Here is a 21,967-nt window from a genome sequence, read left to right as displayed (position 1 = left end):
GACGCGCGTATCGCGTAATGAAGGGTTTCGGGAGACGGCCACTTGATTCAGATTCCACCGTCGGCGATCACCACCTGGGGCAGCGCCGTGGTCTTCGTCAACGTGCTCGTGACGCGGCTTGGCGTGCCATTGCCGATCATCCCGGTGCTTCTGTTTGCGGGTTCTGCGATCGCGGCCGGTCTTCTCGCGTTTTCGCACGTGTTGCTCGCGGCCGTGGTGGCGGCGTTGATCGGCGATTTCGCGTGGTTCTCGGCGGGGCGGATCTACGGCGCGCGTCTCACGGATTTTTTCGCGCGCCGCTCGCTTTCCGTCGATGCAAGCATCCGCACCACACGCAGCCTGTTCGAGCGCTTTGGCATTGCTATCGTCGCCGTGGCGAAGTTCGTTCCGGGACTCGCGCTCATTACACCGCCGCTGATGGGCACGACCGTGATTTCGCCGGTCAGGTTCGTTGCATGGGATGCGGTCGGCACGATCGTATGGGCTTCATTCTGGTTGCTGGGCGGCGCGCTTTTCGAGCAGCAACTTGCCATGCTGCTGATGGTGTTGCGGCCATACGGCGCGTCTATTCTCGACGTCCTCGCAGCGGCGGCGCTTCTCTACTTGATCTATCGGTTCGTGCTGCGCTGGCGCATCAGGCGTTGGCTGCGCCGCAGAGTCGTTACGGCGCGCAAGCTGGATGGCATGATGAAATCGGCTTCGCCGCCCTTGATCATCGATGCACGCAAGCACGCCGATCGCGACGAGCAGAGCGTGCGGATTCCGGGCGCGAGATTGCTCGATCCGGACTCGCCCGGAACCATCGACAGATCGCTTCGGGCAAGCGCGATTGTTGTGTACTGTTCCCATTCCAACGATGTCACCGCCCGCAGAGTCTGCCGCCGCTTGCGCGCGAAGGGTTTTGTGAATGTCCGGGCGTTGTACGGCGGGCTCGACGAATGGGTCCGGCGCGGCTATCCCGTCGAACCATTGCCGCTTGAGTTCGGTGAGATGGATTCGTCGATGGTGCGGTCTTGAGTATTTGAGTTACTCGGGAAACGGCAACGTGGTTTGTCCTTGCGCGCGCATGCCGAAGGTGTTCAGCGTCATTGCAACGAGCGCGTAGTAGCCGAGCAAGCCGACGAGGTTGATCACGGTTACGTGCCCGAAGCGCGCCACCGCCTGATCGAAGGTCGTGTCCGTGACGCGCTTTGTTTCGAAGAGCTGCGTGGCGAAATCGAAGATCAGGGCGTCGTCCGCGTCTTCGAAAACGGGCGGCCGGTTGTCGTGGATGGCATCGGCGATCGCGGCCGGAAGACCCGCTTCGAGCGCGATCGGATAATGAATGTACCACTCTGCCTGAGACTGCCAGCGCGCCGCGGTAACCAGAATGGCAAGCTCTGAAAGCCGAAGCGGCAAGCCCGTTTTGTATCGGCAGAACGCGCCGAGGCGTTGAGCGTGCTGCGCCAGCTCCGGACTATGGATCCAGCCGAGAAACGGACCATTGAGATTGCCGCGAGGACCGGAAAGGATTTCATCGAGCACGGCTTTTTGCTCGTCGGTCGCGAGGGCTGGATCGAACTCGGGAAGGCGGGTTGTCATGGCTGGCTCCATTCCTATCCATACATATGTGGGGATGCGCCAACTGCACGCGCGTGGCTAAATACAGTCAACGATGCGACGGGGACAAACTGACATCAGCTCAGGAAAGCATCGGAGTATCGGGGAGCAGCAAATCCGAGGGGAGAGGTGGCGTGTGCCGGCGGCTGGACGTGGCGAGACGTCCTGTCGTCGGCGGCGCTGCTCATGAAAGCTCAAGCACGCAATGCACATTTCAACTGCCGCTCGCGCCCGGTTCCCAATACACATTCAATCCCATCAATTCGGTCAGCGTTTGCGCTGCGGCTTTCATCCGTTCGCCGACTTCGTTCATGGCGGGTACGGGCGCATTATCGATCCGTTCTATAAACGGCGTCGTCAACGTGGCAATGGCGTGACCGGTTCGTCCGAACACCGGGTAGGCGAGATTCTTCACGCCCCTGACTTGCCGGCTCGGCATGCGAGCGTGTCCGCGTTCGCGGATTCGCGCGAGATCGGCGGCGAGCTGCTTTGCATCGACGGGAAGTTCACCGTCTACCGGAACGTGGAGCTTCAACATGCGCTTTCTTTCAAGCTCCTCCTGGAACGCCATGAGGACCTGACCCGAAGCGGTATCGGTCATGCCGATCAACGTGCCCACCTTCAACGAAAATCCAAAACGTTCCGGGCTTTCCACGCCCGCGACAATCAACACGCGGCCGTCCTGATACACGCATAGATGGAACGACTGCCGCACGTCGTTGGCGAGTTGCGTCATCAAGGGCAGCGCGGTAGTCACGAGCGATCGAACCGGCTGATGTCTATGCGCGAGCTGGAAAAGCAAGAGCGACAACACGTATCGATCGCCTATCGCGAGGAGATATCCGCGCGCTTCCAGCGTCACGACCATGCGAAAGATTTCCGCTGTAGTGCGCCCGAGCGTCTTGCCGAGATCCGCCAGCGACAACCCCTCCGGATGACCCGCCAGCAATTCGATGATGTCCAGCCCCTTCTCGAGCGCCGGCGCCGAATATCGCGTGTTGTCCAAGATCCCTCCAAAGTTGTGCGTACCTGCGTGGCGTGATTGTAGACCGGGAAAAGCGGCATCTCCGGCCGAAAACGCGCGCATGCGATCCTCGGGAAAACACCGACGTAAATTCATCTATGAAAGACCGTTTTATCTTTAAAATGATTTGCATCGGTGGAAAACGAGTCTGCGAGATGCGCGGACATGCTGACGCCGGTCGACAAACGAGGTAACGCTGATGGCTGAAGTGGCATTCAAGCAGGTGCAGAAATCGTTCGGCGCCGTGCAGGTGTTGAAGCAGATCGACCTGACGGTCAAGGACGGCGAGTTCCTCGTGCTCGTAGGACCAAGCGGTTGCGGCAAGTCGACATTGCTGCGCGCGCTCGCCGGACTGGAAGGCGTGACGCAGGGCCGGATTCTTATTGACGGACGCGTGGTCAACGACCTGCCGCCGAAGGATCGCGACATTGCGATGGTGTTCCAGAACTACGCGCTGTATCCGCATATGAGCGTGCTGGAGAACCTCACGTTTGCGCTGAAGTTGCGTGATCTGAAGCCCGATGAAATCGCGGCGCGCGCCAATCAGGCCGCGACCATTCTTGGGCTTCAGGACTTGCTCGGCCGTTATCCGCGGCATTTGTCGGGCGGCCAGCGTCAACGGGTGGCAATGGGGCGCGCAATCGTCCGCGACCCGAAGGTGTTTCTCTTCGATGAACCCCTGTCCAATCTCGACGCCAAGCTGCGCGTGCAAATGCGCGCGGAGATCAAGGCGCTGCATCAACGTCTGCGCGCAACGACGGTCTACGTGACGCACGACCAGATCGAGGCAATGACCATGGCGGATCGCATCGTGGTGTTGAATGGCGGCGTGATCGAGCAGATCGGCGCGCCGCTCGAACTCTACGATGACCCGGACAACCTGTTCGTGGCGAGTTTCATCGGGTCGCCTTCCATGAACTTCTTCAAAGGCAAATACGAACTGCAAGGCGGCGGAGCGCGCGTACGTTTCGGTGATTTCTCGTTGCAAGTGCCGGTCGTCAACGCTCGCGATGGACAGGACGTGACGGTCGGCGTGCGTCCCGAGCATCTTCTGGTGGCGGATGCCGGCGGCCTTCCATTCAATGTGGACGTGGTGGAACCGACGGGTGCATCGACTGAATTGTTCGGCACCGTCGCGGGACAACGTTGCTGCGTGATCGTGAACGGACGCCTGCCGCTCAAGCCCGCACAGAACGTCCGGCTGGCCGCAGAACTCGACAACACCCTGATCTTCGATACCGACACCAGCCGCAGGCTGCGTTGAGAACCGAGCGAAGACATATAACAAAGGAGACGCATCGTGCGCCAGGATTCAATGAAAACCGCAGTGAAGATCGCCGTATCCATGCTGGCTTTGGCGGGACTGGTCGCCACGACCGGAGCACGCGCCGATAACGAATACAAAGGCTATACGCTACGCGTGAAGCTGATCGGCGGCGTGCAATACGAAGCGCTTTATACGCGCATTCCGTTGTGGGAAAAAGAGACCGGCGCGAAGGTGGAGATCATCTCGCGCAAGAGTCACTTCGAGCTGGATCGTGAATTGAAGCAGGACATCGCTTCGCAACATATCGACTATTGCGTGTCGTCGAATCATACGAACTTCTCCGCGCAATATCCCATCTTTCGTGACCTCAAGGGCCTGTTCCCGGCAACCTATCTTTCGGCGTTTGCGCCCGCGTTGCTGAAGCAGTCCGAAGTCAAGGGCCAGCTCGTACAGATCCCGCGATCGACGGACATTGAAGCGCTTTACTACAACAAGACTGCATACGCCGATCCCGCCAATCGCGATGCATACAAGAAGAAGTTCGGGCAGGACCTGGCGCCGCCAAAAAACTTTGCCGAGTTCACGCAGCAAGCGACCTTCTTCACCAAGGCGCCTAACTTCTATGGCACGCAATTCCCGGGTAAGGACGAAGCGCTGACAGGCACGTTCTATTCATTGCTGGTTGCCAACGGCGGTCAGCTATTCGATGCAAAAATGAAGCCGACATTCAACTCGCCGGCTGGCGTGAAGACCCTCGACTGGTTCGTGAACCTGTACAAAACCGGCGTGGTTCCGAAGGGCGTTCCGAGCTACGTCTGGGACGATCTCGGTAACAACTTTGCATCGGGCAAGGTCGCGCTCGATCTCGACTGGCCGGGATTCGCATCGTTCTATAACGACCCGAAGACGTCGAAGCTCGCCGGAAATGTGGGCGTGGTCCGTGCGCCATTGGGTGCTGCGAACAAGCGCCCAGGGTGGTCCGGCTCGCACAGCTTTTCGATCACCAAAGTGTGTGCGCGGCCTGATGTTGCAGCGAGTTTTATCCAGTTCCTGACGAGCAAGGATTCGCAACTCGTGGAGGCGCGGCTCGGCTCCATTCCTTCGCGCGTGGATGCGCAGCAGGCCATCGTGCAGGAGTTCAAGGCCAAGGACGATCACTTCATGGCGGACGCGGTGGCGACGTTCAGCCAGGCCGCGAAGGAAGACTCGTTCACGCCGCCGCGCATTGCGCAATGGAACGAAATTTCCAACGCATTGTGGCCGGAATTGCAGAAGGCGATCATCGGCGATGAAACCTCGCAGCAAGCGCTCGACAAAGCCGCGAAGAAAGTCGCCGACATCATGCAGGACGCGGCGGACCAGTAACGCTCGACCAAACATCATCAGGCTTTCGATGCAATCCAACACGCCTTATTCGATCGGCGGCGAACCCGCTCTGGCAACACCGCGCTGGCGCATTCCGCTGCCGATCAAGCTGCTTCTGCCCGCGTTCCTCGCGGTCGGACTGGTGGTCGTGCTGCCGCTGCTGTTCTCGTTTTATACGAGCTTCACGGCGTATCGCCTGACCGATCCCGACACGCTGTCGCACTGGATTGGCTGGCGCAACTACGAACGCGCGTTTGCGAACGGGGACTTCTGGGCCGCGTTCGGACGCACCATCTTGTTCCTCACCGTCGCGTTGAATCTGGAACTCGTGCTCGGTCTCGGCGTTGCGCTGTTGCTCAATCAAGTGACGAAAGGGCAGCGCGCGTTGCGCACGGTGATGATGTTTCCGATGATGTTTTCGCCCGTGCTAGTTGGCTTCCAGTTCAAGTTCATGCTCAACGACAGCACGGGCATTGTGAACAACCTCATGCAGACGTTGTTTGGCGCTAAGTCGGCATTCCCTTTCCTGGTCGATGCAAACTCGGCGCTTGCATCTTTGATTGCGGCGGAGGTCTGGAACTCCACGCCGATCTTCGCCGTGATCCTGCTCGCGGGTTTGATGGCGTTGCCGAAGGACCCCATAGAAGCATCGAAGGTGGATGGCTGCACGTCATGGCAGACCTTCCGCTATGTGACGCTGCCTTACCTGATGCCGTTCATTTATATATCGATGACGATTCGTTCACTCGATGTCGGCCGCGCTTACGACATCGTTCGCATCATGACCAACGGCGGCCCAGGCGGACGCACCGAGTTGCTCTGGACGATGGTCGGCCGAATTGCTTACGACGATTCACGCATGGGTTACGCAAACGCGATTGCGTATGTATCGGTGCTCGTGTCGATCCTCTTCACGCTGTACTTTTTCCGCAAGCTGAGCGGTGCGCGCAAACACATGGGGCCTGCCTGACACTATGAGCGATATGGCAATCAAGGGCGCATTCATGCGCAAGTCGGCAATGTGGTTTGGCGTGTTCATCGTCATGGCCGTCATCTGTCTGCCGGGGCTTTGGGTGGTGCTTAATGCATTCAGATCGAACGTGGCGATTCTTTCCAATCAGTCGCCGTTCGCGGGTTCGAGCTACACGCTCGATAACTTCAAGAGCATGTTTGGTTACGGACAAATGGCGTCGCTGCCCATCAGCCAGTACTTTGTCAATTCCGTGATCATTTCGTGCGTGAGCACGGTCGCAGCGCTCGCCGTCGGTGTACTCGGCGGCTATGCGTTCGCGCGTTTCGACTTCAAGCACAAGAAGGTCATGTTCGTCACGCTCATGCTGACACGCGCCATTCCGGGCATTGCGTTGTCGTTGCCTATCTTCATGCTATGGGCATGGACAGGTCTGCTCGACACACGCATTGGCGTGATCGTGGTTTATCTCGCGATGAACGTGCCGTTCACCATCTGGCTTATCGACGGCTTCTTTCGTGAAGTGCCGATCGAGCTGTCGCAAGCAGCGCAAATCGACGGGTGCAATCGCTGGCAAGCCTTCTGGCGCATCGAGTTGCCGCTCGCAAAAAGCGGCATTGCATCGGCGGGGATTTTTGCGTTTCTCACGAGCTGGAACGAGTTCGCGCTCGCCACGCAGTTATGCCGAAGCCCCGATACAAAAACGCTTCCAGTCGGGCTCATGGATTTCACCGCGCAATTTTCGGTCGATTGGGCCGGCATGTGCGCGATGGCGGTGATCATCATCATTCCGGCAATCGTGCTGACCTTCATTGTGCAGAAACATTTGATCGCGGGGCTGACGCTCGGCGGCGTCAAAGGCTGACCGAATCGGTTGAACCCAGGCTTTAGAGGAAACAAGAAATGGCAACTATCGATACCGTCGACATTCGTCAGGTCGATCTTCAACCCAAGGTCAAACGCACGGACGCGATCCAGTCGTTCGTGGTCCAGGAAACCGTGCTCGTCACGATCCATTGCAGCGATGGCAGCACGGGCACGGGATATACATACACCATCGGCACGGGCGGGTCGTCGATCGTCGCGTTGCTGCACGACCATCTCGTGCCGAAACTCATCGGAAGAAATCCATCGGAATACGAAGCAATCTGGCGTGACCTGTTTTTTCATACGCACGCAACGGCCGTCGGCGCGATTACGAGCCTGGCGCTCGCCGCTATCGACACCGCGCTGTGGGACCGCAATACGCGCGTGGCGAACGTGCCGTTGTGGATCGCGGCGGGCGGCGCGAAACCGCGCACCCGCACGTATTCGACCGAGGGCGGCTGGCTGCATTTATCGGCGAAGGAACTCGTCGATCAGACCCTCCAGGCACGCGACGCCGGTTTTCACGGCGCGAAGATCAAGGTCGGCCGGCCGCATCTGGCCGAGGACATGCGCCGGCTGACCGCCGTGCGCGAAGCAATGGGCGATGATTTCGAAATCATGGTCGATGCCAACCAGGGTTTCACGCTGTCCGAAGCCATCCGTCGCGCGAATGCTTTCGAGCCGCTGCGTCTTGCGTGGCTCGAAGAACCGATGCCCGCTGAATACATCGCCGCGCATCAGCGTCTGAACGCGGCAAGTTCAACGCCGATTGCGGTTGGCGAATCGATGTATCACCCGGGGCAGTTCGGCGACTATCTGAAAGCGGATGCCTGCTCGATCGTGCAGGCGGACGTGGCGCGCATCGGCGGGATCACGCCGTGGCTCAAAGTGGCGCATCTCGCGGAAACCATGAACGTGTCGATCTGTCCGCATTTCCTGATGGAGTTGCACGTGAGCTTGTGCGCGGCGGTGCCGAACGCCACGTGGCTTGAATATATTCCGCAACTAGATTCGTTGACGGGCAAGCAGGTTCGGATCGAACACGGCTACGCGGTTGCGCCGATGGAGCCGGGCATTGGTATCGATTGGGATTGGGACGCCATTCAGGGGACGCAACGCACGCATGTTCGTGTGGATGCCCGCGCGGCCGCCTGAAGATGAGCGCGTCCATTACACGCCATTGCCTGATGCTCGATCTGCGCGATGACCCTGCGGTCATCGCGCAATACGATGCTTATCACGAAGCTGTCTGGCCCGAAGTGCTGGACGCGTTGAAGGCGTCCGGGATTGTCGATATGACGATCTGGCGGCGCGACACGCGGCTTGTGATGCTGATTGAAACGGAGCCGGATTTCAGCTTCGGCAAACTCGTCGCCGGTCCCGATGCTCATCCGCGAGTGACCGAATGGAACGCGCTGATGGGAAGTTTTCAGAAGCCGCTGCCGAATGCAACGACCAGGGAATGGCAACCAACGAAACTGGCGTTCAACATGAACGCGCAGATGAGAGACGCGTGACGCTCAGGCAATGTGCAGGATCAGCGAGAAGAGCCCGACCGCAACACCCACGCCGCCGATAAGACAACCCGCCACCACGCACAATCGCCAAAGCGTTTTCATTTTTTGCGGACTCAAAAAAGAAGGCCGCTAGGCGGCCTAAGAGGGGTACAACAGGGGGTTATGTGGTTACTGTAAGCGGCGATCCTTAAGGCAACATTAAGCCACGCTCGCGGCGCCGTGCACGCCTTACCCAATCTTTTCCTGCAATGAAAAAGCCGACGCCGGATGAACTTGTAGTCCATCCGGCATCGGCGTTACCGCTTCCTACGTTTTGCGTTAGTCGCGGATGTGGGTCACGCTGACGATCGCGATATCACGCAATTTCATCGAGCTTAGTTATGCGAGTACAGCGACTGCGTAGGGTTCGCACGAACTCGGCTGCCCGATTGCGATTGCGTGTCCTGCACGCCACCGTACGACTTGGCATCAGCAGCCGATTGTGCGTTTTCAGCGGCAACGGTTTGTGCGCTTTGGCCGCGCTGCGAGGCGGGTGCGCCGACCGTCGGGTTATACGACGGTGCCGGGCCGTAGCCGCTGCTTGCGAATGCGGGTGCAGCCAAGGCTGCGGAAGTGGCGATCAACAACGTGGCGATAAGGTTCTTTTTCATGATGCGCTCCGATATTTCGTTGTAAGGGGCGCAGTGGCTGGTTGGTTCTGCTCACTGCGTCGATGAAATGCAGTGTATACCCTTACTATCGGTTTATTGTATTCGATAGGCGCAAATCAGTTTTCGGGATAGACGAATAATGAGATGACGGGATACGCCTACAAATCTAGCCGTGGAGCGTCTCGATAATCGCCGCCGTTATCCCGCTGCGGCCGTACGACGCCCTCTCGATCATTCCGACAGTACGCAGGATCGGCGGGTGCGCAATTGGAATCAACCGCAGCGACGGGTCCGCCTGCCACCCCGCGCGATGCAGCTCCGGCAATACCGTCACCCCAACGTTCTTCCTGACCAGCGCCGCGATCGTTTCGATGGAGTTCAGCTCCAGATACTCCTTCACCTCCAGCCCGAGCGCCGTAAGCGCCTGATCCACGACCACGCCGGTGCGCACGCGCCGGTCGAACCGCAAGAACCCGTTCGACGCCAGGATGCGCTGCGGATCGGTATCGGTGATTTCGCGGCTGACGATCAGCATCAGCCTCTCCGTGTAAAGCGGCGTCCATTTCAGCGTGTCGGGCAGCGTCTGGTCGGGCCGCGCCACCACGGCGGCGATATCGACTTCACCTTGCTCGACCATCACCGTGAGTTCGTCCGACCGCGCCGATAACAACCTCACATCGAGCCCCGGGTGCGCGGTCTTGAGTTGCGCCACGCCCAAGGACAATGCGCCGATCACCGATACCACCGCGCCAATCGCGACCGGTCCCTGCATGGAATCCGCGGGTGTGGCTTCAAGTTCGTCGAGCAGATCGAGGATCTGCTCGACCTTCGATCGGATTTCGCGGCCCTGGCGGCTGAGCACGACCTGCCTCGCGCTGCGATCGAAGAGCTGCCGCCCGAGCGCGTGTTCCAGACCGCGCATCTGCAGGCTGACAGCCGCTTGCGTGAGCGCCACCTTGTCGGCGGCGGCGGCAAAAGAGCCAGTCCGAGCGACCGCGCGAAAGGTCTTCAGCATCCGGATAGTGGGCATCGGCGTTACTCAAGTTAATTTTAAGTGTCGAAAAGAAAGTTTAATATTTCCTGATGCATCGCGCCCGACATAATGATGATGAAAGTTTGGTGAAGAGCATCCCTTTTGTCGTGCAGCGGAGTATTGAAATTTGTCGACGTCGAATCAGCCGCCTCTCAATCAGCCCACGGAAACTCCCGTACTCGAAGTCAGCGGTTTCTCGCTGAAATTCTCGCGCGCTGTGAATGTGCCGAATCTCGTTGAAGACGTGTCGTTCTCGGTGAACGCGGGCGAGACGCTGTGCATCGTCGGGGAATCGGGTTGCGGGAAAAGCGTCACGTCGCTGGCCATGATGGGTTTGCTGCCGAGCCCGCCGGCGAATATCGTCGCGGGAAAAGCGCTGTTCGACGGCCGCGATCTTTTCAAGCTCACCGAACGCGAACTCGCCGATATCCGCGGCAACCGCATGTCCATGATCTTCCAGGAGCCGATGACATCGCTCAATCCGGCGTTCACCATCGGGCATCAGATTGCGGAGTGCGTGCAGCGGCATCGTGGATTGAAGGGTGCGGCGGCGCGCAAGGAAGCGCTGGAAATGCTGCGCCTCGTGCGTATTCCCGCGCCTGAAAAACGGCTCGACGCGTATCCGCACGAACTCTCGGGCGGCATGCGTCAGCGGGTGATGATCGCGATGGCGCTCGCCAATCGCCCGCAGCTGCTGATCGCCGATGAACCCACGACCGCACTCGACGTCACCATCCAGGCGCAGGTTCTCTTGCTGGTGCGCAACCTGCAGGCCGAAACCGGCACGGCGATGGTCCTGATCACGCACGACCTCGGCGTGGTCGCGGAAGTCGCGGACCACGTCGCCGTGATGTACGCGGGGCGGATCGTGGAGTACGGATCGGTGGATGAGATCTTCGATGACCCGCAGCATCCGTACACGATCGGTTTGATGGGCGCGATTCCATCGGTGGGAAAACGCGAAGGGGCGTTGGCGACGATTCGCGGCTCGGTGCCGTCGCCCGAACAGATGCCGAAGGGGTGCCGCTTCGCGCCGCGCTGTCCGTTTGTGGAGCAGCGGTGTATCGATCAGGCGCCGCCCGACAAGACGATCGACGGTTCGCATCGCGTGGCGTGCTGGGTCGCGCCGGTCGAGACCGTCGCCTTGTATGACGAGGCCGCCGCATGAACCCGCCGATCATCGAAGCGCAGGAACTCACCAAACACTTTGGCGGCACGCGCAGCATGTTCACGCGCGCGCCGACCGTCTACGCCGTGAACGGCGTCTCGTTTTCCGTGCAGCAGGGCGAGACGTTTGCCATCGTCGGTGAATCGGGTTGCGGAAAGTCGACGCTCGGGCGCCTGTTGCTGCGCCTGATAGACAGCACCGAAGGACGCGTGATGTATCAGGGCAAGGACATCACGCATCTTGGCACCGAGCCAATGCGGCGTCTGCGCCGCGAGATGCAGATCATCTTCCAGGACCCGTTTGCATCGCTGAATCCGGGCATGACGGTGGGCCAGATCATCGGCGAGCCGATTGCGTTGCATGGCCTCGCGAAAAGCGCGGCGCTGCAGGAACGCGTCGCCGAGTTGCTGCGTACGGTCGGTCTGCAACCGGGTTATGCCGAGCGCTATCCGCATGAATTTTCGGGCGGCCAGCGCCAGCGGATTGGCATTGCTCGCGCGCTCGCTGGCGAGCCGAAATTGATCGTGGGCGACGAACCCGTGTCCGCGCTCGACGTCTCCGTGCAGGCGCAAGTGATCAACCTGCTCGAGTCGCTGAAGCAGGAACTCGGCCTCACGCTGATCATGATCGCGCACGATCTCGCGGTGATCCGCCATATGAGCGACCGCGTCGCGGTGATGTATCTGGGTGAGATCGTGGAGATGGCGGACGTCGACGATCTCTTCGATCAACCCTTGCACCCCTACACACAAGCATTATTGCAGGCGATCCCGGCGAGCAGTCCGCGTCAGCGCCGTAGCAAGGCATCGCTCACGGGTGACTTGCCGAGCCCGACTTCTCCGCCTTCCGGTTGCCGTTTTCATCCGCGCTGCCCGCATGCAAAAGCACGTTGCGCCGACGAACAGCCGGTCAACGAAACTCGGCCGGACGGGCATCGCGTGGCCTGCCACTTCTGGCGCGAGATCCAGAACGCGGGCGGTGGCGCGCCGCTTGTTTCCATCGTGAGTCCGAAGCTGACCGAGCGGCTCGCGGTGTATCGGCAGCGTCAGACGGCTGTAGATGGCGCGCTCAAAGAACATTCGAATACACGATAAAAACGGGGAATTCCAGATGCGCAAACTTCTTTTGGCCGCGACGCTTGCGGCAAGCACGAGTGCTGCGATGGCTCAGACAAGCTCGACTATTCGTATTGGTCTGCAGGACGATATCGGCACGCTCGATCCGGCGCGAAGCAGCCAGGTGGTCGACCGGATCGTGTTCAGTTCGCTGTGCAATTCGCTGGTGGATATTGGCCCGGATCTGAAGATCGTGCCGATGCTCGCCACCTCGTGGAGCATGAGCGCCGACAACAAGACACTCACGTTCAAGTTGCGGCAGGGCGTCAAGTTCCACGACGACGAACCGTTCAACGCCGCCGCCGTGAAGGCGAACCTCGACCGTTCGCGCTCCATGCCGGCGAGCAATCGCAAAAGCGAGCTGGCATCGATCGATCATGTGGATGTTGTCGATGCAAACACCGTCGCCATCGTTTTGAAAGCGCCTGACGCCGCGCTGCTCGCCACGCTCACCGATCGCGCCGGCATGATGCTCGCGCCGAAGACGCTGACCGACGACGCCGGCGTGTCCACGCATCCGGTCTGCTCGGGCCCGTACAAGTTCGTGCAGCGCGTGCAGAACGACCGCGTCGTGCTCGAGAAATTCGCGGGCTACTGGGACGCCGACAAATACCCGATCCAGAAGGTCATCTTCCAGCCGATTCCGGACAGCACCGTGCGTCTTGCGAACCTGCGTTCCGGTTCGCTCGATATGCTCGAACGTCTTGCACCTTCCGACGTGGCATCGGTGAAAAGCGACAAGAACCTCAACTTCATTTCGATGAGCGGCTTAGGCTTCTACGACCTTACGTTCAACGTATCGAACGGCGCGCGTGCCCCGAAGGCGTTCAAGGACAAGCGTGTGCGCGAGGCGTTCGAATTGGCAATCGACCGCGATGCGATCAATCAGGTCATCGGCGGCGGCATCTTCGCGCCGATCAATCAGGCGATCCCGAAGAACAGCCCGTACTTCGATGCATCGCTGAAGACCACCAGACGTGATATCCCGGAGGCGAAAGCGTTGCTCAAGGCGGCGGGTTTCGAGAAGCTCGACGTGGAGCTGACGTTCGGCAATAACACGGTATCGAACCAGATGGCGCAGATGCTGCAAGCCATGTTGTCCGAGGCCGGCATCAACCTGAAATTGCGTCCGACCGATTACGCCGCGGCGCTCAACGCATCGACCAAGGGCGACTTCGAATTGCTCTATCTCGGCTGGTCGGGCCGCACGGACCCGGATGGCAACCTGCATCAGTTCGTGACCTGCAAGGGCAATCTGAACTACGGGCGTTATTGCAATCCCGACGTCGACAAGCTGCTCGACGATGCCCGCGTGAAGTCGACCGTCGCCGATCGCAAGACGGCCTACGATGCCGCGCAAAAGATCCTGGCCGACGAAGATCCGATCATCTATCTCTACGCACAGCCGTGGCCGTACGCAATGTCGAGGAAGGTGCAGGGCTTCACGCCTTACCCTGACGGCTTGATTCGTCTGCGCGGCGTAAGCATCAAGGGATAAACCGTTCATGTTGCGAATCATCGCCAACCGTGCGCTCGTCGCGATCCCGACACTGATCCTGGTGTCGATGATGATCTTCGGCCTGCAAAAAATGCTTCCCGGCGATCCGGTTCTGGCGATGGCCGGCGAAGACCAGAATCCGCAAGTCATCGCAACGTTGCGCCTCAAGTATCACCTCGATGAACCCGTGCCCGTGCAATACGCGCTTTGGGTACGGGACATCTTTCATGGTGATCTGGGCGCGTCGTTGCGTACCGATGTTCCCGTGACAAAGCTCATCGCGCAGAAGTTGCCGGTGACGCTGCAACTCGCCGTCATGGCGATGATCATCGCAATCGGGATCGGCATTCCGCTCGGGGTTTTATCGGCGGCGAACAAGGGCAAGGCGCTCGACTACGGCGCGAATATTCTCGCGCTCACCGGCATGTCGATACCGAATTTCTGGCTCGGGATCATTTTGATTTTTGTGGTGTCGGTGAAATGGCAGTTGTTGCCGTCGTCGGGATACGTGTCGCCTGTCGAGGACTTCTGGCTGAGCATCAAGACCATGTTGATGCCCGCGTTCGTGCTCGGCGCGGCGCTCGGCGCGCAGTTGATGCGGCATACGCGCAGCGCAATGCTCAGCGTCTTGCGCAGCGATTACATTCGTACGGCGCGTGCGAAGGGGTTGTTGAAAGGCACGGTGGTCGTGAAGCACGGCTTTCGCAACGCGTTGATTCCCATCGTCACGGTGCTTGCGTTGCTGTTCGGCGAGTTGCTCGCGGGCGCCGTGCTGACCGAGCAAGTATTCACCATTCCGGGCTTCGGCAAGCTGGTTGTCGATGCAGTTTTCAATCGTGATTACGCCGTGGTCCAGGGCGTGGTGCTGGTCACGGCGGTCGGGTTTATCGTGGTGAATCTGTTCGCGGATGTTCTTTACATCCTCCTCAATCCGCGCTTGAGGAGAAGCTGATGGCGACTATCGTGGAAACTGCCTTGCCGCGTAAGCGCAACCGCGCGCTCGGCCGCTTCATGCGCAATCGCGCGGCCGTTGCGGGCGCGGCGATCGTGCTGCTCGTGATTCTCGTTGCGGTGTTCGCGCCGTGGCTCTCGCCCTACGATCCCATTCAGGCGAGTTTCATGACAGTTCGGCAGGCACCCTCGGCGAGTCACTGGTTCGGAACCGACGAACTCGGCCGCGACGTCCTCACGCGTTTGCTCTGGGGCGCGCGGGCTTCGTTGCTGGCGGGCGTGGTATCGGTGGGAATCGCCGTTGTGATCGGCGTGCCGCTGGGATTGCTCGCGGGCTACTTCGGCCGGTTCGTCGATGGCGTCATCTCCCGCTTTACCGATGCCCTGCTGTCCATCCCGTTCCTGATCCTCGCCATTGCGCTGGCGGCGTTCCTTGGCCCAAGCCTCACCAACGCGATGATCGCCATTGGTGTCTCGGCCATGCCGCGCTTCGTGCGCCTGACACGTGGCCAGGCAATCAGCGTCAAAGCGGAGGATTATGTGGAAGGCGCGCGTGCAATCGGGCTCGGGCATTTCCGCATCATCGTCCGATACATCTTGCCGAACGTCCTGCCGCCGATCATCGTGCAGGCGAGTCTCACCGTCGCCATGGCGATCATTGCCGAAGCCAGCCTGTCGTTCCTGGGGCTTGGGCAATTGCCGCCGGCGCCTTCGTGGGGATCGATGCTGAACACCGCGAAGGACTTCGTGAGCCAGGCGCCCTGGATGTCGATTTTCCCGGGCATTGCGATCTTTCTCGCGGTCCTCGGCTTCAATCTTCTCGGCGACGGACTGCGCGACGCGCTCGATCCGCGCGAGCTTTGAACACTGTCGAACCCCAACATTTTCACTAATCAAAGAGACGAGTTTCCCATGACCCGCTTTAACTGGCAGAACCCCTATCCGACACCGCGCTTGCCGGTGTTCGCGCGCAATATCGTGTCCACTTCGCATCCGCTTGCTGCGCAAGCGGGCTTGCGCATGTTGTGGAAGGGCGGCAATGCGGTCGACGCCGCCATCGCCGCCGCAGCAGCGATCACGCTGGTCGAGCCAGTATCGTGCGGTCTGGGCGGCGACGCGTTCGCGCTCGTCTGGGACGGCAAGAAACTGCACGGGCTGAATGCGTCGGGTGTATCGCCGGCGGCGTGGAACGTCGATTACTTCAAGAACAAGTATGGCGAGCAGAACGGCATCGCGAATAATCCGAAGCGTGGTTGGGACGCAGCGACAGTGCCGGGCGTGATCGCGGGATGGGAAGCGCTGCACGCGAAATTCGGCACGCTGCCGTTCGCCGATCTGATGGAACCGGCTATCGAAATTGCCGAGCGTGGTCACGCGGTGGCAAGCATCGTTGCTTATAAATGGGCGGCCGCCATTCCCGAGTTGAAGGACTATCCCGGTTTCGCCGAGACGTTCATGCCACGCGGCCGCGCGCCTGAAATCAGCGAACTGATGCGTTATCCGGGGCACGCGAAGACGCTGCGCACCATTGCCGAGAAAGGTCCGCGCGCGTTCTACGAAGGCGAGATCGCCGAAAAGATCGCGGCGTTCGCGAAGCAGGGCGGCGGCGCAATGACCGCCGACGATCTGCGCAATTACAAGGCGGATTGGGTCGAGCCGATCTCGAAGGATTATCGCGGATATACCGTGCATGAAATTCCGCCGAACGGGCAGGGCATCGCGGCGCTGATCGCGCTCGGCATTCTCGACAAGTTCGACGTGAAGGCGCTGACCGTCGATAAAATCGAGTCGCAGCATTTGCAGATCGAAGCCATGAAGCTTGCTTTCGCCGATGTCTACCAGTACGTCGCCGATCCGCGCTCCATGGACGTCACGCCCGAGCAAATGCTCGACGACGCATATCTCACCGAGCGCGCGAAGCTCATCGATTCGAACAAGGCCAGGCATTTCGACTTCGGCATGCCGCCGGCGGGCGGGACCATCTATATGTCGGTGGCGGACGCGCGCGGCATGATGGTGAGTTTCATCCAGTCGAACTACATGGGTTTTGGTTCGGGCGTGGTCGTACCGGACACGGGTATCGCCATGCAGAATCGTGGCTTCGGTTTTTCGATGGACCCGAAATCCGCGAACGTGGTGGAAGGCGGCAAGCGTCCGTTCCACACCATCATTCCGGCGTTCCTCACGCAAAAGGTGAACGGCACGGAAGAAGCGGTGATGAGCTTTGGCGTGATGGGCGGCGACATGCAGCCGCAGGGGCATCTGCAGTCCATCGTGCGAATGCTCGATTACGGCCAACAGCCTCAAGCCGCCTGCGATGCACCGCGCTGGAAGGTCAATCGCGATTTCACGGTGGATGTCGAAGCGACGCTCGACGTTAATACGGTGAAGGCGCTGCAAGGGTACGGCCACACGATCAAATCGGTCGATGATCCTTATATGGACTTCGGTTCGGGCCAGTACATCTGGAAGCTGGATCGCAACGATCCCGAGCGTGGTTATGTGGCTGCGAGCGATAGCCGGAGGGATGGTTTGGCGGCCGGGTTCTAATTTCAAGATACGCTCGGTTACTTTTATCGCATTCCGGTAGCACCTGTATCAAGACGTCGCTCCTACACTTGGCTGCATACACCAAGAGCACGACAAGTGCGCGGAGAGACTAGATGAACAAGAAGATACTGGGTGCAGTACTGGGGTTGGGCGTACTGATGGCATCGGCGGCGGCTTCAGCGCATGTCAATGTGGATGTTGGAATCGGCGTGCCGGGGTATTACGCGCAGCAGGCTCCTGTGTACGTGGCGCCGCCTCCGCCTGTGGTGGTCGGGTATGGCGGCTACGGCGGTTATCGTGACGATGGCTGGCGTGAACGCGAATGGCGTCGCCGTGAGTGGCGGCATCATGAGTGGCGTGAGCATCGTTGGCATGATCGCCACGGGTACTAAAATTCAAAAGGCCGCTCGATCACACCGAGTGGCCTTTTTCGTTGTGGCGTTACAAAGCCGGCGTCAACGCATACCGTCGGCAATGTTCCAGATACCCCGCTTCGTGACTGCTCACCAGCGCCACGATGCTACTCCAAAGCCACGACGGCGCATCCAGCGACTTGCTCCGCGCCCGGCGCAACTCGGATAACCACGCGCGCCGCCCCGACTTGTCCATCTGCCGCGCGTGCGCTTTGCCGACCACCATCGCGAGGAAACGCGCCGCTTTCATCGCTTCCTCTTGCGTGAGCTGTTCGACGGTAAGCTTCATGTCCTGCGGCAACAATTCACGAATCACCACCGATCGATCATTCAAACGCGCCGAACGCATGCGCTCACCCAGCGCCGGCGTCAAATGCCTCGCGCCCTCGACGATCCGCTCGCCGTTATCGCGCGGCATGTCCTGACCGGGGTAACGCGGCGCGGCGGCCTTCAGCCCTTCCTTGATATCGATAAGACAAAGGTCGTCGCCTTCCACCACGCCACCATCGACGTCCAGCAATACCGCATACCGCAAGCGTCCGAGCGAGCTGCAGCCTTTGACCCAATACGCGGCATCGATGACGGAGACGTTTTCTTCATCGGCGTTCTTGCGCAGGGCCGTCGCAATGTCGGCGATCTCGCGGCGCTCGAACAGGGCTTCTATCTCGCTGCGCTCTTTTTTATCGAGCGGCCAGAAACGCTTGCCGAGGGGAATGCTCGGCTCCGTATCGTCGATACGTTCAACCGCCAGTTGCTGCCACGTTCGCCGCACAGCTTCCTTCATCATCACGCGCACGGCTTCGGGCTTCGTGTTCTTGATCGGGCGATCCTTGGTGGTGGCATCGAACGCGTGTTCGTAGCCTTCCGAGAGCGCTTCGATCATGCGTGCAGTCGTGACGCCGGGCAGGTCGGAACCCCGCGCAGCCGTCGCCAGCGATAACCCCAGCCGCACGATGTCATGCGCCGGATTGCCTATCACAGTCTGGTCGAGATCGCGAATCTGGATCTCGACCTCGCCATCGGTGTTGGCAACCGGCCCGAGATTGCCGGTATGGCAATCGCCGCAGATCCAGATGGCCGGACCTTCGGGAAGCGTGTGACCTTCTATGCCGTCGAGCCATTCATAGAACTTGCTCGTGTTGCCGCGCACGTAGGCGTGCGCGGATTCGGCCATCTTCATGTTGCGGCGCGCGTTGAGCAGCGGCTGACGATCATTGATGCCGGGAAGGGCGGGGGATTTTTTCTTGGGCATGGGGGATCGTCCTGTTAGTGCTTGCCTTAAGCAAGCCGCATGCCGTTGATTCGTAATGCTTTTGTATGGTTCGATGGTCAACCGAGGTCCTCCAGATCTGAGCTTGCTGCACGTTCGGCAGGCGGCTTTTTTATCCATTGTCTGTGCAGTGCCTTTTCGACCTTCCGTCCAACGACCAGCAACACGATCAACATCACGGTTGCGATCAGCGCAACGCTCCACACCCCCAGCCCGCAGACGATACCTACCGCCGCCGTCACCCATATCGATGCCGCCGTGGTCAGCCCGCGAATCCGGTATTGCCCCGGCGTTTGCACGATCACGCCCGCGCCCAGAAAGCCGATGCCGGTAACAATCCCTTGGATCGCACGCGAAACGTCGGTGCTCATCGTTGCACTTTGCGTGGCAAAGCCCATCGCGGCCATGGTCGTGAGGCAAGCGCCGAGCGACACGAGCCCGAGCGTCTTCATGCCCGTAGGTTTGCCGTGCAGATCGCGATCCACGCCGATGATGCAACCTATCGCAAGCGCCCAGAACATGCGGATTACGACATCGGTGAGAACGGGGAGAGGGAGCATTGCGGGCCTGCGATTAAATGGTCACGCCTGCATTGTGAATGCTTCTTGCGAAGCGACTTGAATTTTGATCCGTTACGGTAACGGGCTGTGCTTTTTCAAGGAGACACAATGAGCTTACCCACCTTTACGATGGTCGATGCCGCCCCCACGCCGGTCGCGCCTTTTTCCCACGCAGCGGAAGCCGATGGCTGGGTGTTCCTCACCGGCCAGATGCCGACCGATCCCGACGATGATTCGAAGCCCTTGCCCGAAGGCGTCGAAGCGCAGACGCGCCGGGTGATGGATAACCTGATTCTCGTGCTGGAGGGCGTGGGGTTATCGTTGGATAACGTGGTCAATGTGCGGATTTTCCTGACCGAATTCAAACGCGATTACCCGGCGATGAACACCGTCTACAAAAGCTATTTCGAGCCAAAGCCGTTGCCGGCGCGGACGTGCATCGGCGTGACGGGATTGGCGCGCGATGCACTCGTGGAGATTGATTTCGTGGCGAAGCGTTAGCTTAGGAAGATCATGAACGCGCACTTGCTGTCGCGTCGACGTAGCGGAAGGTGAGGTTGACGCGTTCGCCGCGCGCTTCGGGTTCTTTCGGCACACGATGCGCCCAGGCCAGTTGCGTACGTCCCCGCATGATCAGCAGGCTGCCATGCGTGAGTTGCAGCGGATGCACCTGGCGTGTCTTCGTGTGGCGGAACTCGAAGGTCCGCGTGGTGCCGAGACTTACCGATGCGATCACCGGCTCGGGGCCGAGTTCACGTTCTTTATCGGCGTGCCAGCCCATGCTGTCCTGACCGGTCCGGTAGCGATTGAGTAACACGCTGTTGAAAGCGGTATTGGCGATTGCTTCGGCTTTCTCTTTCAACGATAAAACCGTCGGTGTCCACGGTTTCGGAACGTTGCGAATGCCTGAGTAAACATAGAGCGCGCCGGGGTCGCCCTGCCACGCGGTGAGGCGCGGAAAGGGCTTTTTTCCGCCGGGCGTGTTTATGATGTCCTGCTGCCACGTGACTTCATCGAGCAGCGCGGCCAAAGTGTCCGAAGCCGTCGCCGCGTCCAGCCACTCAGGCAGCCAGTCGATGTCCGGCTTCGGGATGTCGTCGAAAAGGTCGAACATGGCGGCGCTTCGTGGCGGGGTCGGACATCGTAAGTTAGCAGATTGTCCAACCCGGAGCTTGCGCAATCATCTCAATGCGTGAGCTTCGTCACCGTCACACGTTTCTTCAGCACCCTGGCCTGAAGCACGATCACCAGCAGCAGGAACACGCCGCGTATCACCGATTGCCAATACGCCGACAAGCTGATGAAGCCGAGACCATTCTCGAAGTTGAGCAGATTGAACACGAGCCCGAGCAAGGCAACGCCGGCGATGGTCATCGCAATCGATCCCTGTCCGCCGGTCAGCAAGGTCCCGCCGAGCACCACCGCCGATATCGCGAACAACTCCCAGCCGATACCTTCATTGGGCTGCCCCGCGCCGAACTGCGCGGCGAGGATCGCACCGGCCAAACCGGCAAGCAACCCGCTCAACGCGTAGACGGCGACCAGCGTCCGGTCGACGTTCAAACCCATCAGCCGCGATGCTTCTTCGCTGCCGCCAATCGCCAGCGCGTGTCGTCCGAAGCGCGTGCTTCTCAGCGCAAGCCAGCCTAAAACCGCAGCCACGGCGGCGACGATTCCCGGTATCGGCAAGCCGAACAAGTCGCCCTGGCCGAAGTTGGCGAAACTGGAATCGGCGGCCGCGGCAATCGATACCGCATCGTTATGGCCCAGCAACAGCGCCATGCCGTGCGCGCCGAGGCTTGTTGCGAGCGTCACGATGAACGGCAGGATCCGCATGTGCGTGATCACGAGGCCGTTCAACACGCCGACCGCCAGCCCCGCGCCCGCGCCGGCCAGCACGGCGGCCACGCCGCCATGCGAACTTGCCAATGCCGCGACCACGCTCGCGAACGCCGCCACCGCGCCCACCGACAAATCGATGCCGCCCGTGATGATCACAAACGCCATGCCCACCGATATCAACGAGAACATCGAGTTGTATCGCCAGAAGGAGGTGATGTTGTAGGCCGATGCAAAGTGGTCGTAGCGGGTCACGCCGAACACAAGCAGCGCGGCCAGTGCCAACAGGATGGGAAGGTTCTTTTTCATAT

Annotated in this window: 23 protein-coding genes; 15 read left to right on the top strand and 8 right to left on the bottom strand. The window is 60.0% G+C overall.

Annotated features, from left to right (window positions below):
• Window positions 1-42 precede the first annotated feature (42 nt).
• The gene (locus tag AXG89_RS04870) at window positions 43-1,017 is read left to right on the top strand and encodes a VTT domain-containing protein (protein ID WP_062168243.1); all 975 of its coding nucleotides are present in this window, start codon (window positions 43-45) and stop codon (window positions 1,015-1,017) included.
• Window positions 1,018-1,026: 9 nt separating this feature from the next.
• Here AXG89_RS04870 and AXG89_RS04865 read toward each other — a convergent pair whose 3' ends face one another.
• A complete protein-coding gene (locus AXG89_RS04865; protein WP_062168241.1) occupies window positions 1,027-1,581 on the bottom strand; it encodes a carboxymuconolactone decarboxylase family protein in 555 nt (184 codons plus the stop codon).
• A gap of 232 nt (window positions 1,582-1,813) precedes the next feature.
• A complete protein-coding gene (locus AXG89_RS04860) occupies window positions 1,814-2,605 on the bottom strand; it encodes an IclR family transcriptional regulator (protein ID WP_062170285.1) in 792 nt (263 codons plus the stop codon).
• 217 nt (window positions 2,606-2,822) lie between these two features.
• Between AXG89_RS04860 and AXG89_RS04855 the strand changes: the two genes are divergently transcribed.
• The 6 genes from AXG89_RS04855 to AXG89_RS04830 are packed head-to-tail and all read left to right on the top strand — an operon-like array spanning window position 2,823 to window position 8,609.
• Complete coding sequence (locus AXG89_RS04855) at window positions 2,823-3,887, top strand: ABC transporter ATP-binding protein (RefSeq protein ID WP_062168239.1); 1,065 nt, start codon at window positions 2,823-2,825, stop codon at window positions 3,885-3,887.
• Between the two features lie 36 nt (window positions 3,888-3,923).
• Window positions 3,924-5,255 (top strand): ABC transporter substrate-binding protein, encoded by a 1,332-nt coding sequence (locus AXG89_RS04850; RefSeq protein WP_086386343.1) that lies wholly within the window; start codon window positions 3,924-3,926, stop codon window positions 5,253-5,255.
• Window positions 5,256-5,283: 28 nt separating this feature from the next.
• On the top strand, window positions 5,284-6,225 hold the full coding sequence (locus AXG89_RS04845) for a carbohydrate ABC transporter permease (RefSeq protein WP_062000547.1): 942 nt from the start codon (window positions 5,284-5,286) through the stop codon (window positions 6,223-6,225).
• Window positions 6,226-6,238: 13 nt separating this feature from the next.
• A complete protein-coding gene (locus AXG89_RS04840; protein WP_372237031.1) occupies window positions 6,239-7,090 on the top strand; it encodes a carbohydrate ABC transporter permease in 852 nt (283 codons plus the stop codon).
• Between the two features lie 38 nt (window positions 7,091-7,128).
• Entirely contained in the window at window positions 7,129-8,247 is a 1,119-nt protein-coding gene (locus AXG89_RS04835) for a mandelate racemase/muconate lactonizing enzyme family protein (protein ID WP_062168233.1), read from the top strand.
• A gap of 2 nt (window positions 8,248-8,249) precedes the next feature.
• Window positions 8,250-8,609 carry an L-rhamnose mutarotase gene (locus tag AXG89_RS04830; RefSeq protein WP_062168231.1) on the top strand — a complete coding sequence of 120 codons (360 nt, stop codon included), beginning with the start codon at window positions 8,250-8,252 and terminating at the stop codon, window positions 8,607-8,609.
• Between the two features lie 374 nt (window positions 8,610-8,983).
• On the opposite strand, the gene AXG89_RS04825 is transcribed toward AXG89_RS04830, so the two are convergent.
• A complete protein-coding gene (locus tag AXG89_RS04825) occupies window positions 8,984-9,259 on the bottom strand; it encodes a hypothetical protein (protein WP_062000544.1) in 276 nt (91 codons plus the stop codon).
• Between the two features lie 166 nt (window positions 9,260-9,425).
• On the bottom strand, window positions 9,426-10,289 hold the full coding sequence (locus AXG89_RS04820) for a LysR substrate-binding domain-containing protein (protein WP_062168229.1): 864 nt from the start codon (window positions 10,287-10,289) through the stop codon (window positions 9,426-9,428).
• Window positions 10,290-10,419: 130 nt separating this feature from the next.
• Here AXG89_RS04820 and AXG89_RS04815 point away from each other — a divergent pair, with 130 nt between their 5' ends.
• From AXG89_RS04815 to AXG89_RS04785, 7 genes are all read left to right on the top strand, one after another.
• Window positions 10,420-11,460 (top strand): ABC transporter ATP-binding protein, encoded by a 1,041-nt coding sequence (locus AXG89_RS04815; protein WP_062168228.1) that lies wholly within the window; start codon window positions 10,420-10,422, stop codon window positions 11,458-11,460.
• Window positions 11,457-12,554 (top strand): ABC transporter ATP-binding protein, encoded by a 1,098-nt coding sequence (locus AXG89_RS04810; RefSeq protein ID WP_062168226.1) that lies wholly within the window; start codon window positions 11,457-11,459, stop codon window positions 12,552-12,554. Before AXG89_RS04815 ends, AXG89_RS04810 begins: the two co-directional genes overlap by 4 nt.
• 16 nt (window positions 12,555-12,570) lie before the next feature.
• Entirely contained in the window at window positions 12,571-14,073 is a 1,503-nt protein-coding gene (locus tag AXG89_RS04805) for an ABC transporter substrate-binding protein (protein WP_062168224.1), read from the top strand.
• 7 nt (window positions 14,074-14,080) lie between these two features.
• Window positions 14,081-15,025: an ABC transporter permease gene (locus tag AXG89_RS04800; RefSeq protein ID WP_062168222.1), complete on the top strand. Its 945-nt coding sequence runs from the start codon at window positions 14,081-14,083 to the stop codon at window positions 15,023-15,025.
• On the top strand, window positions 15,025-15,888 hold the full coding sequence (locus tag AXG89_RS04795) for an ABC transporter permease (RefSeq protein WP_062000538.1): 864 nt from the start codon (window positions 15,025-15,027) through the stop codon (window positions 15,886-15,888). Before AXG89_RS04800 ends, AXG89_RS04795 begins: the two co-directional genes overlap by 1 nt.
• Before the next feature lie 48 nt (window positions 15,889-15,936).
• The gene (gene ggt, locus AXG89_RS04790; protein ID WP_062168220.1) at window positions 15,937-17,574 is read left to right on the top strand and encodes a gamma-glutamyltransferase; all 1,638 of its coding nucleotides are present in this window, start codon (window positions 15,937-15,939) and stop codon (window positions 17,572-17,574) included.
• 113 nt (window positions 17,575-17,687) lie between these two features.
• On the top strand, window positions 17,688-17,966 hold the full coding sequence (locus AXG89_RS04785) for a hypothetical protein (protein ID WP_062000536.1): 279 nt from the start codon (window positions 17,688-17,690) through the stop codon (window positions 17,964-17,966).
• A 49-nt stretch (window positions 17,967-18,015) separates the two neighbouring features.
• Here the strand turns inward: AXG89_RS04785 and AXG89_RS04780 are convergent, their stop codons facing one another.
• Both AXG89_RS04780 and AXG89_RS04775 read right to left on the bottom strand, forming a co-directional pair.
• Window positions 18,016-19,239 (bottom strand): DUF2252 domain-containing protein, encoded by a 1,224-nt coding sequence (locus AXG89_RS04780; RefSeq protein WP_062168218.1) that lies wholly within the window; start codon window positions 19,237-19,239, stop codon window positions 18,016-18,018.
• Window positions 19,240-19,316: 77 nt separating this feature from the next.
• Window positions 19,317-19,817, bottom strand: a complete 501-nt coding sequence (locus AXG89_RS04775) for an MgtC/SapB family protein (RefSeq protein WP_062000534.1) — start codon at window positions 19,815-19,817, stop codon at window positions 19,317-19,319.
• 108 nt (window positions 19,818-19,925) lie between these two features.
• On the opposite strand from AXG89_RS04775, the gene AXG89_RS04770 reads away from it, so the two are divergent.
• Window positions 19,926-20,318 (top strand): RidA family protein, encoded by a 393-nt coding sequence (locus AXG89_RS04770; protein ID WP_062168217.1) that lies wholly within the window; start codon window positions 19,926-19,928, stop codon window positions 20,316-20,318.
• Window positions 20,319-20,328: 10 nt separating this feature from the next.
• On the opposite strand, the gene AXG89_RS04765 is transcribed toward AXG89_RS04770, so the two are convergent.
• Both AXG89_RS04765 and AXG89_RS04760 read right to left on the bottom strand, forming a co-directional pair.
• A complete protein-coding gene (locus AXG89_RS04765; RefSeq protein WP_062168215.1) occupies window positions 20,329-20,931 on the bottom strand; it encodes an alpha-ketoglutarate-dependent dioxygenase AlkB family protein in 603 nt (200 codons plus the stop codon).
• A 71-nt stretch (window positions 20,932-21,002) separates the two neighbouring features.
• On the bottom strand, window positions 21,003-21,965 hold the full coding sequence (locus AXG89_RS04760; RefSeq protein ID WP_062170283.1) for an ABC transporter permease: 963 nt from the start codon (window positions 21,963-21,965) through the stop codon (window positions 21,003-21,005).
• Between the last annotated feature and the right edge of the window lie 2 nt (window positions 21,966-21,967).

Origin of the sequence: Burkholderia sp. PAMC 26561, from assembly GCF_001557535.2 — a bacterium.
In the GTDB taxonomy this organism is placed as follows: domain Bacteria; phylum Pseudomonadota; class Gammaproteobacteria; order Burkholderiales; family Burkholderiaceae; genus Caballeronia.
This window is presented reverse-complemented; position numbering and strand designations above follow the sequence as displayed.

Excerpts from the sequence above, each read along its gene's own strand:
- AXG89_RS04765 (WP_062168215.1), bottom strand. The coding sequence starts at position 20,931 with ATGTTCGACCTTTTCGACGACATCCCGAAGCCGGACATCGACTGGCTG.
- AXG89_RS04805 (WP_062168224.1), top strand. The coding sequence starts at position 12,571 with ATGCGCAAACTTCTTTTGGCCGCGACGCTTGCGGCAAGCACGAGTGCT.
- AXG89_RS04865 (WP_062168241.1), bottom strand. The coding sequence starts at position 1,581 with ATGACAACCCGCCTTCCCGAGTTCGATCCAGCCCTCGCGACCGACGAG.
- AXG89_RS04855 (WP_062168239.1), top strand. The coding sequence starts at position 2,823 with ATGGCTGAAGTGGCATTCAAGCAGGTGCAGAAATCGTTCGGCGCCGTG.
- AXG89_RS04760 (WP_062170283.1), bottom strand. The coding sequence starts at position 21,965 with ATGAAAAAGAACCTTCCCATCCTGTTGGCACTGGCCGCGCTGCTTGTG.
- AXG89_RS04810 (WP_062168226.1), top strand. The coding sequence starts at position 11,457 with ATGAACCCGCCGATCATCGAAGCGCAGGAACTCACCAAACACTTTGGC.
- AXG89_RS04835 (WP_062168233.1), top strand. The coding sequence starts at position 7,129 with ATGGCAACTATCGATACCGTCGACATTCGTCAGGTCGATCTTCAACCC.
- ggt (WP_062168220.1), top strand. The coding sequence starts at position 15,937 with ATGACCCGCTTTAACTGGCAGAACCCCTATCCGACACCGCGCTTGCCG.
- AXG89_RS04825 (WP_062000544.1), bottom strand. The coding sequence starts at position 9,259 with ATGAAAAAGAACCTTATCGCCACGTTGTTGATCGCCACTTCCGCAGCC.
- AXG89_RS04845 (WP_062000547.1), top strand. The coding sequence starts at position 5,284 with ATGCAATCCAACACGCCTTATTCGATCGGCGGCGAACCCGCTCTGGCA.
- AXG89_RS04830 (WP_062168231.1), top strand. The coding sequence starts at position 8,250 with ATGAGCGCGTCCATTACACGCCATTGCCTGATGCTCGATCTGCGCGAT.
- AXG89_RS04820 (WP_062168229.1), bottom strand. The coding sequence starts at position 10,289 with ATGCCCACTATCCGGATGCTGAAGACCTTTCGCGCGGTCGCTCGGACT.
- AXG89_RS04800 (WP_062168222.1), top strand. The coding sequence starts at position 14,081 with ATGTTGCGAATCATCGCCAACCGTGCGCTCGTCGCGATCCCGACACTG.
- AXG89_RS04775 (WP_062000534.1), bottom strand. The coding sequence starts at position 19,817 with ATGCTCCCTCTCCCCGTTCTCACCGATGTCGTAATCCGCATGTTCTGG.
- AXG89_RS04840 (WP_372237031.1), top strand. The coding sequence starts at position 6,239 with ATGGCAATCAAGGGCGCATTCATGCGCAAGTCGGCAATGTGGTTTGGC.
- AXG89_RS04770 (WP_062168217.1), top strand. The coding sequence starts at position 19,926 with ATGAGCTTACCCACCTTTACGATGGTCGATGCCGCCCCCACGCCGGTC.
- AXG89_RS04795 (WP_062000538.1), top strand. The coding sequence starts at position 15,025 with ATGGCGACTATCGTGGAAACTGCCTTGCCGCGTAAGCGCAACCGCGCG.
- AXG89_RS04780 (WP_062168218.1), bottom strand. The coding sequence starts at position 19,239 with ATGCCCAAGAAAAAATCCCCCGCCCTTCCCGGCATCAATGATCGTCAG.
- AXG89_RS04785 (WP_062000536.1), top strand. The coding sequence starts at position 17,688 with ATGAACAAGAAGATACTGGGTGCAGTACTGGGGTTGGGCGTACTGATG.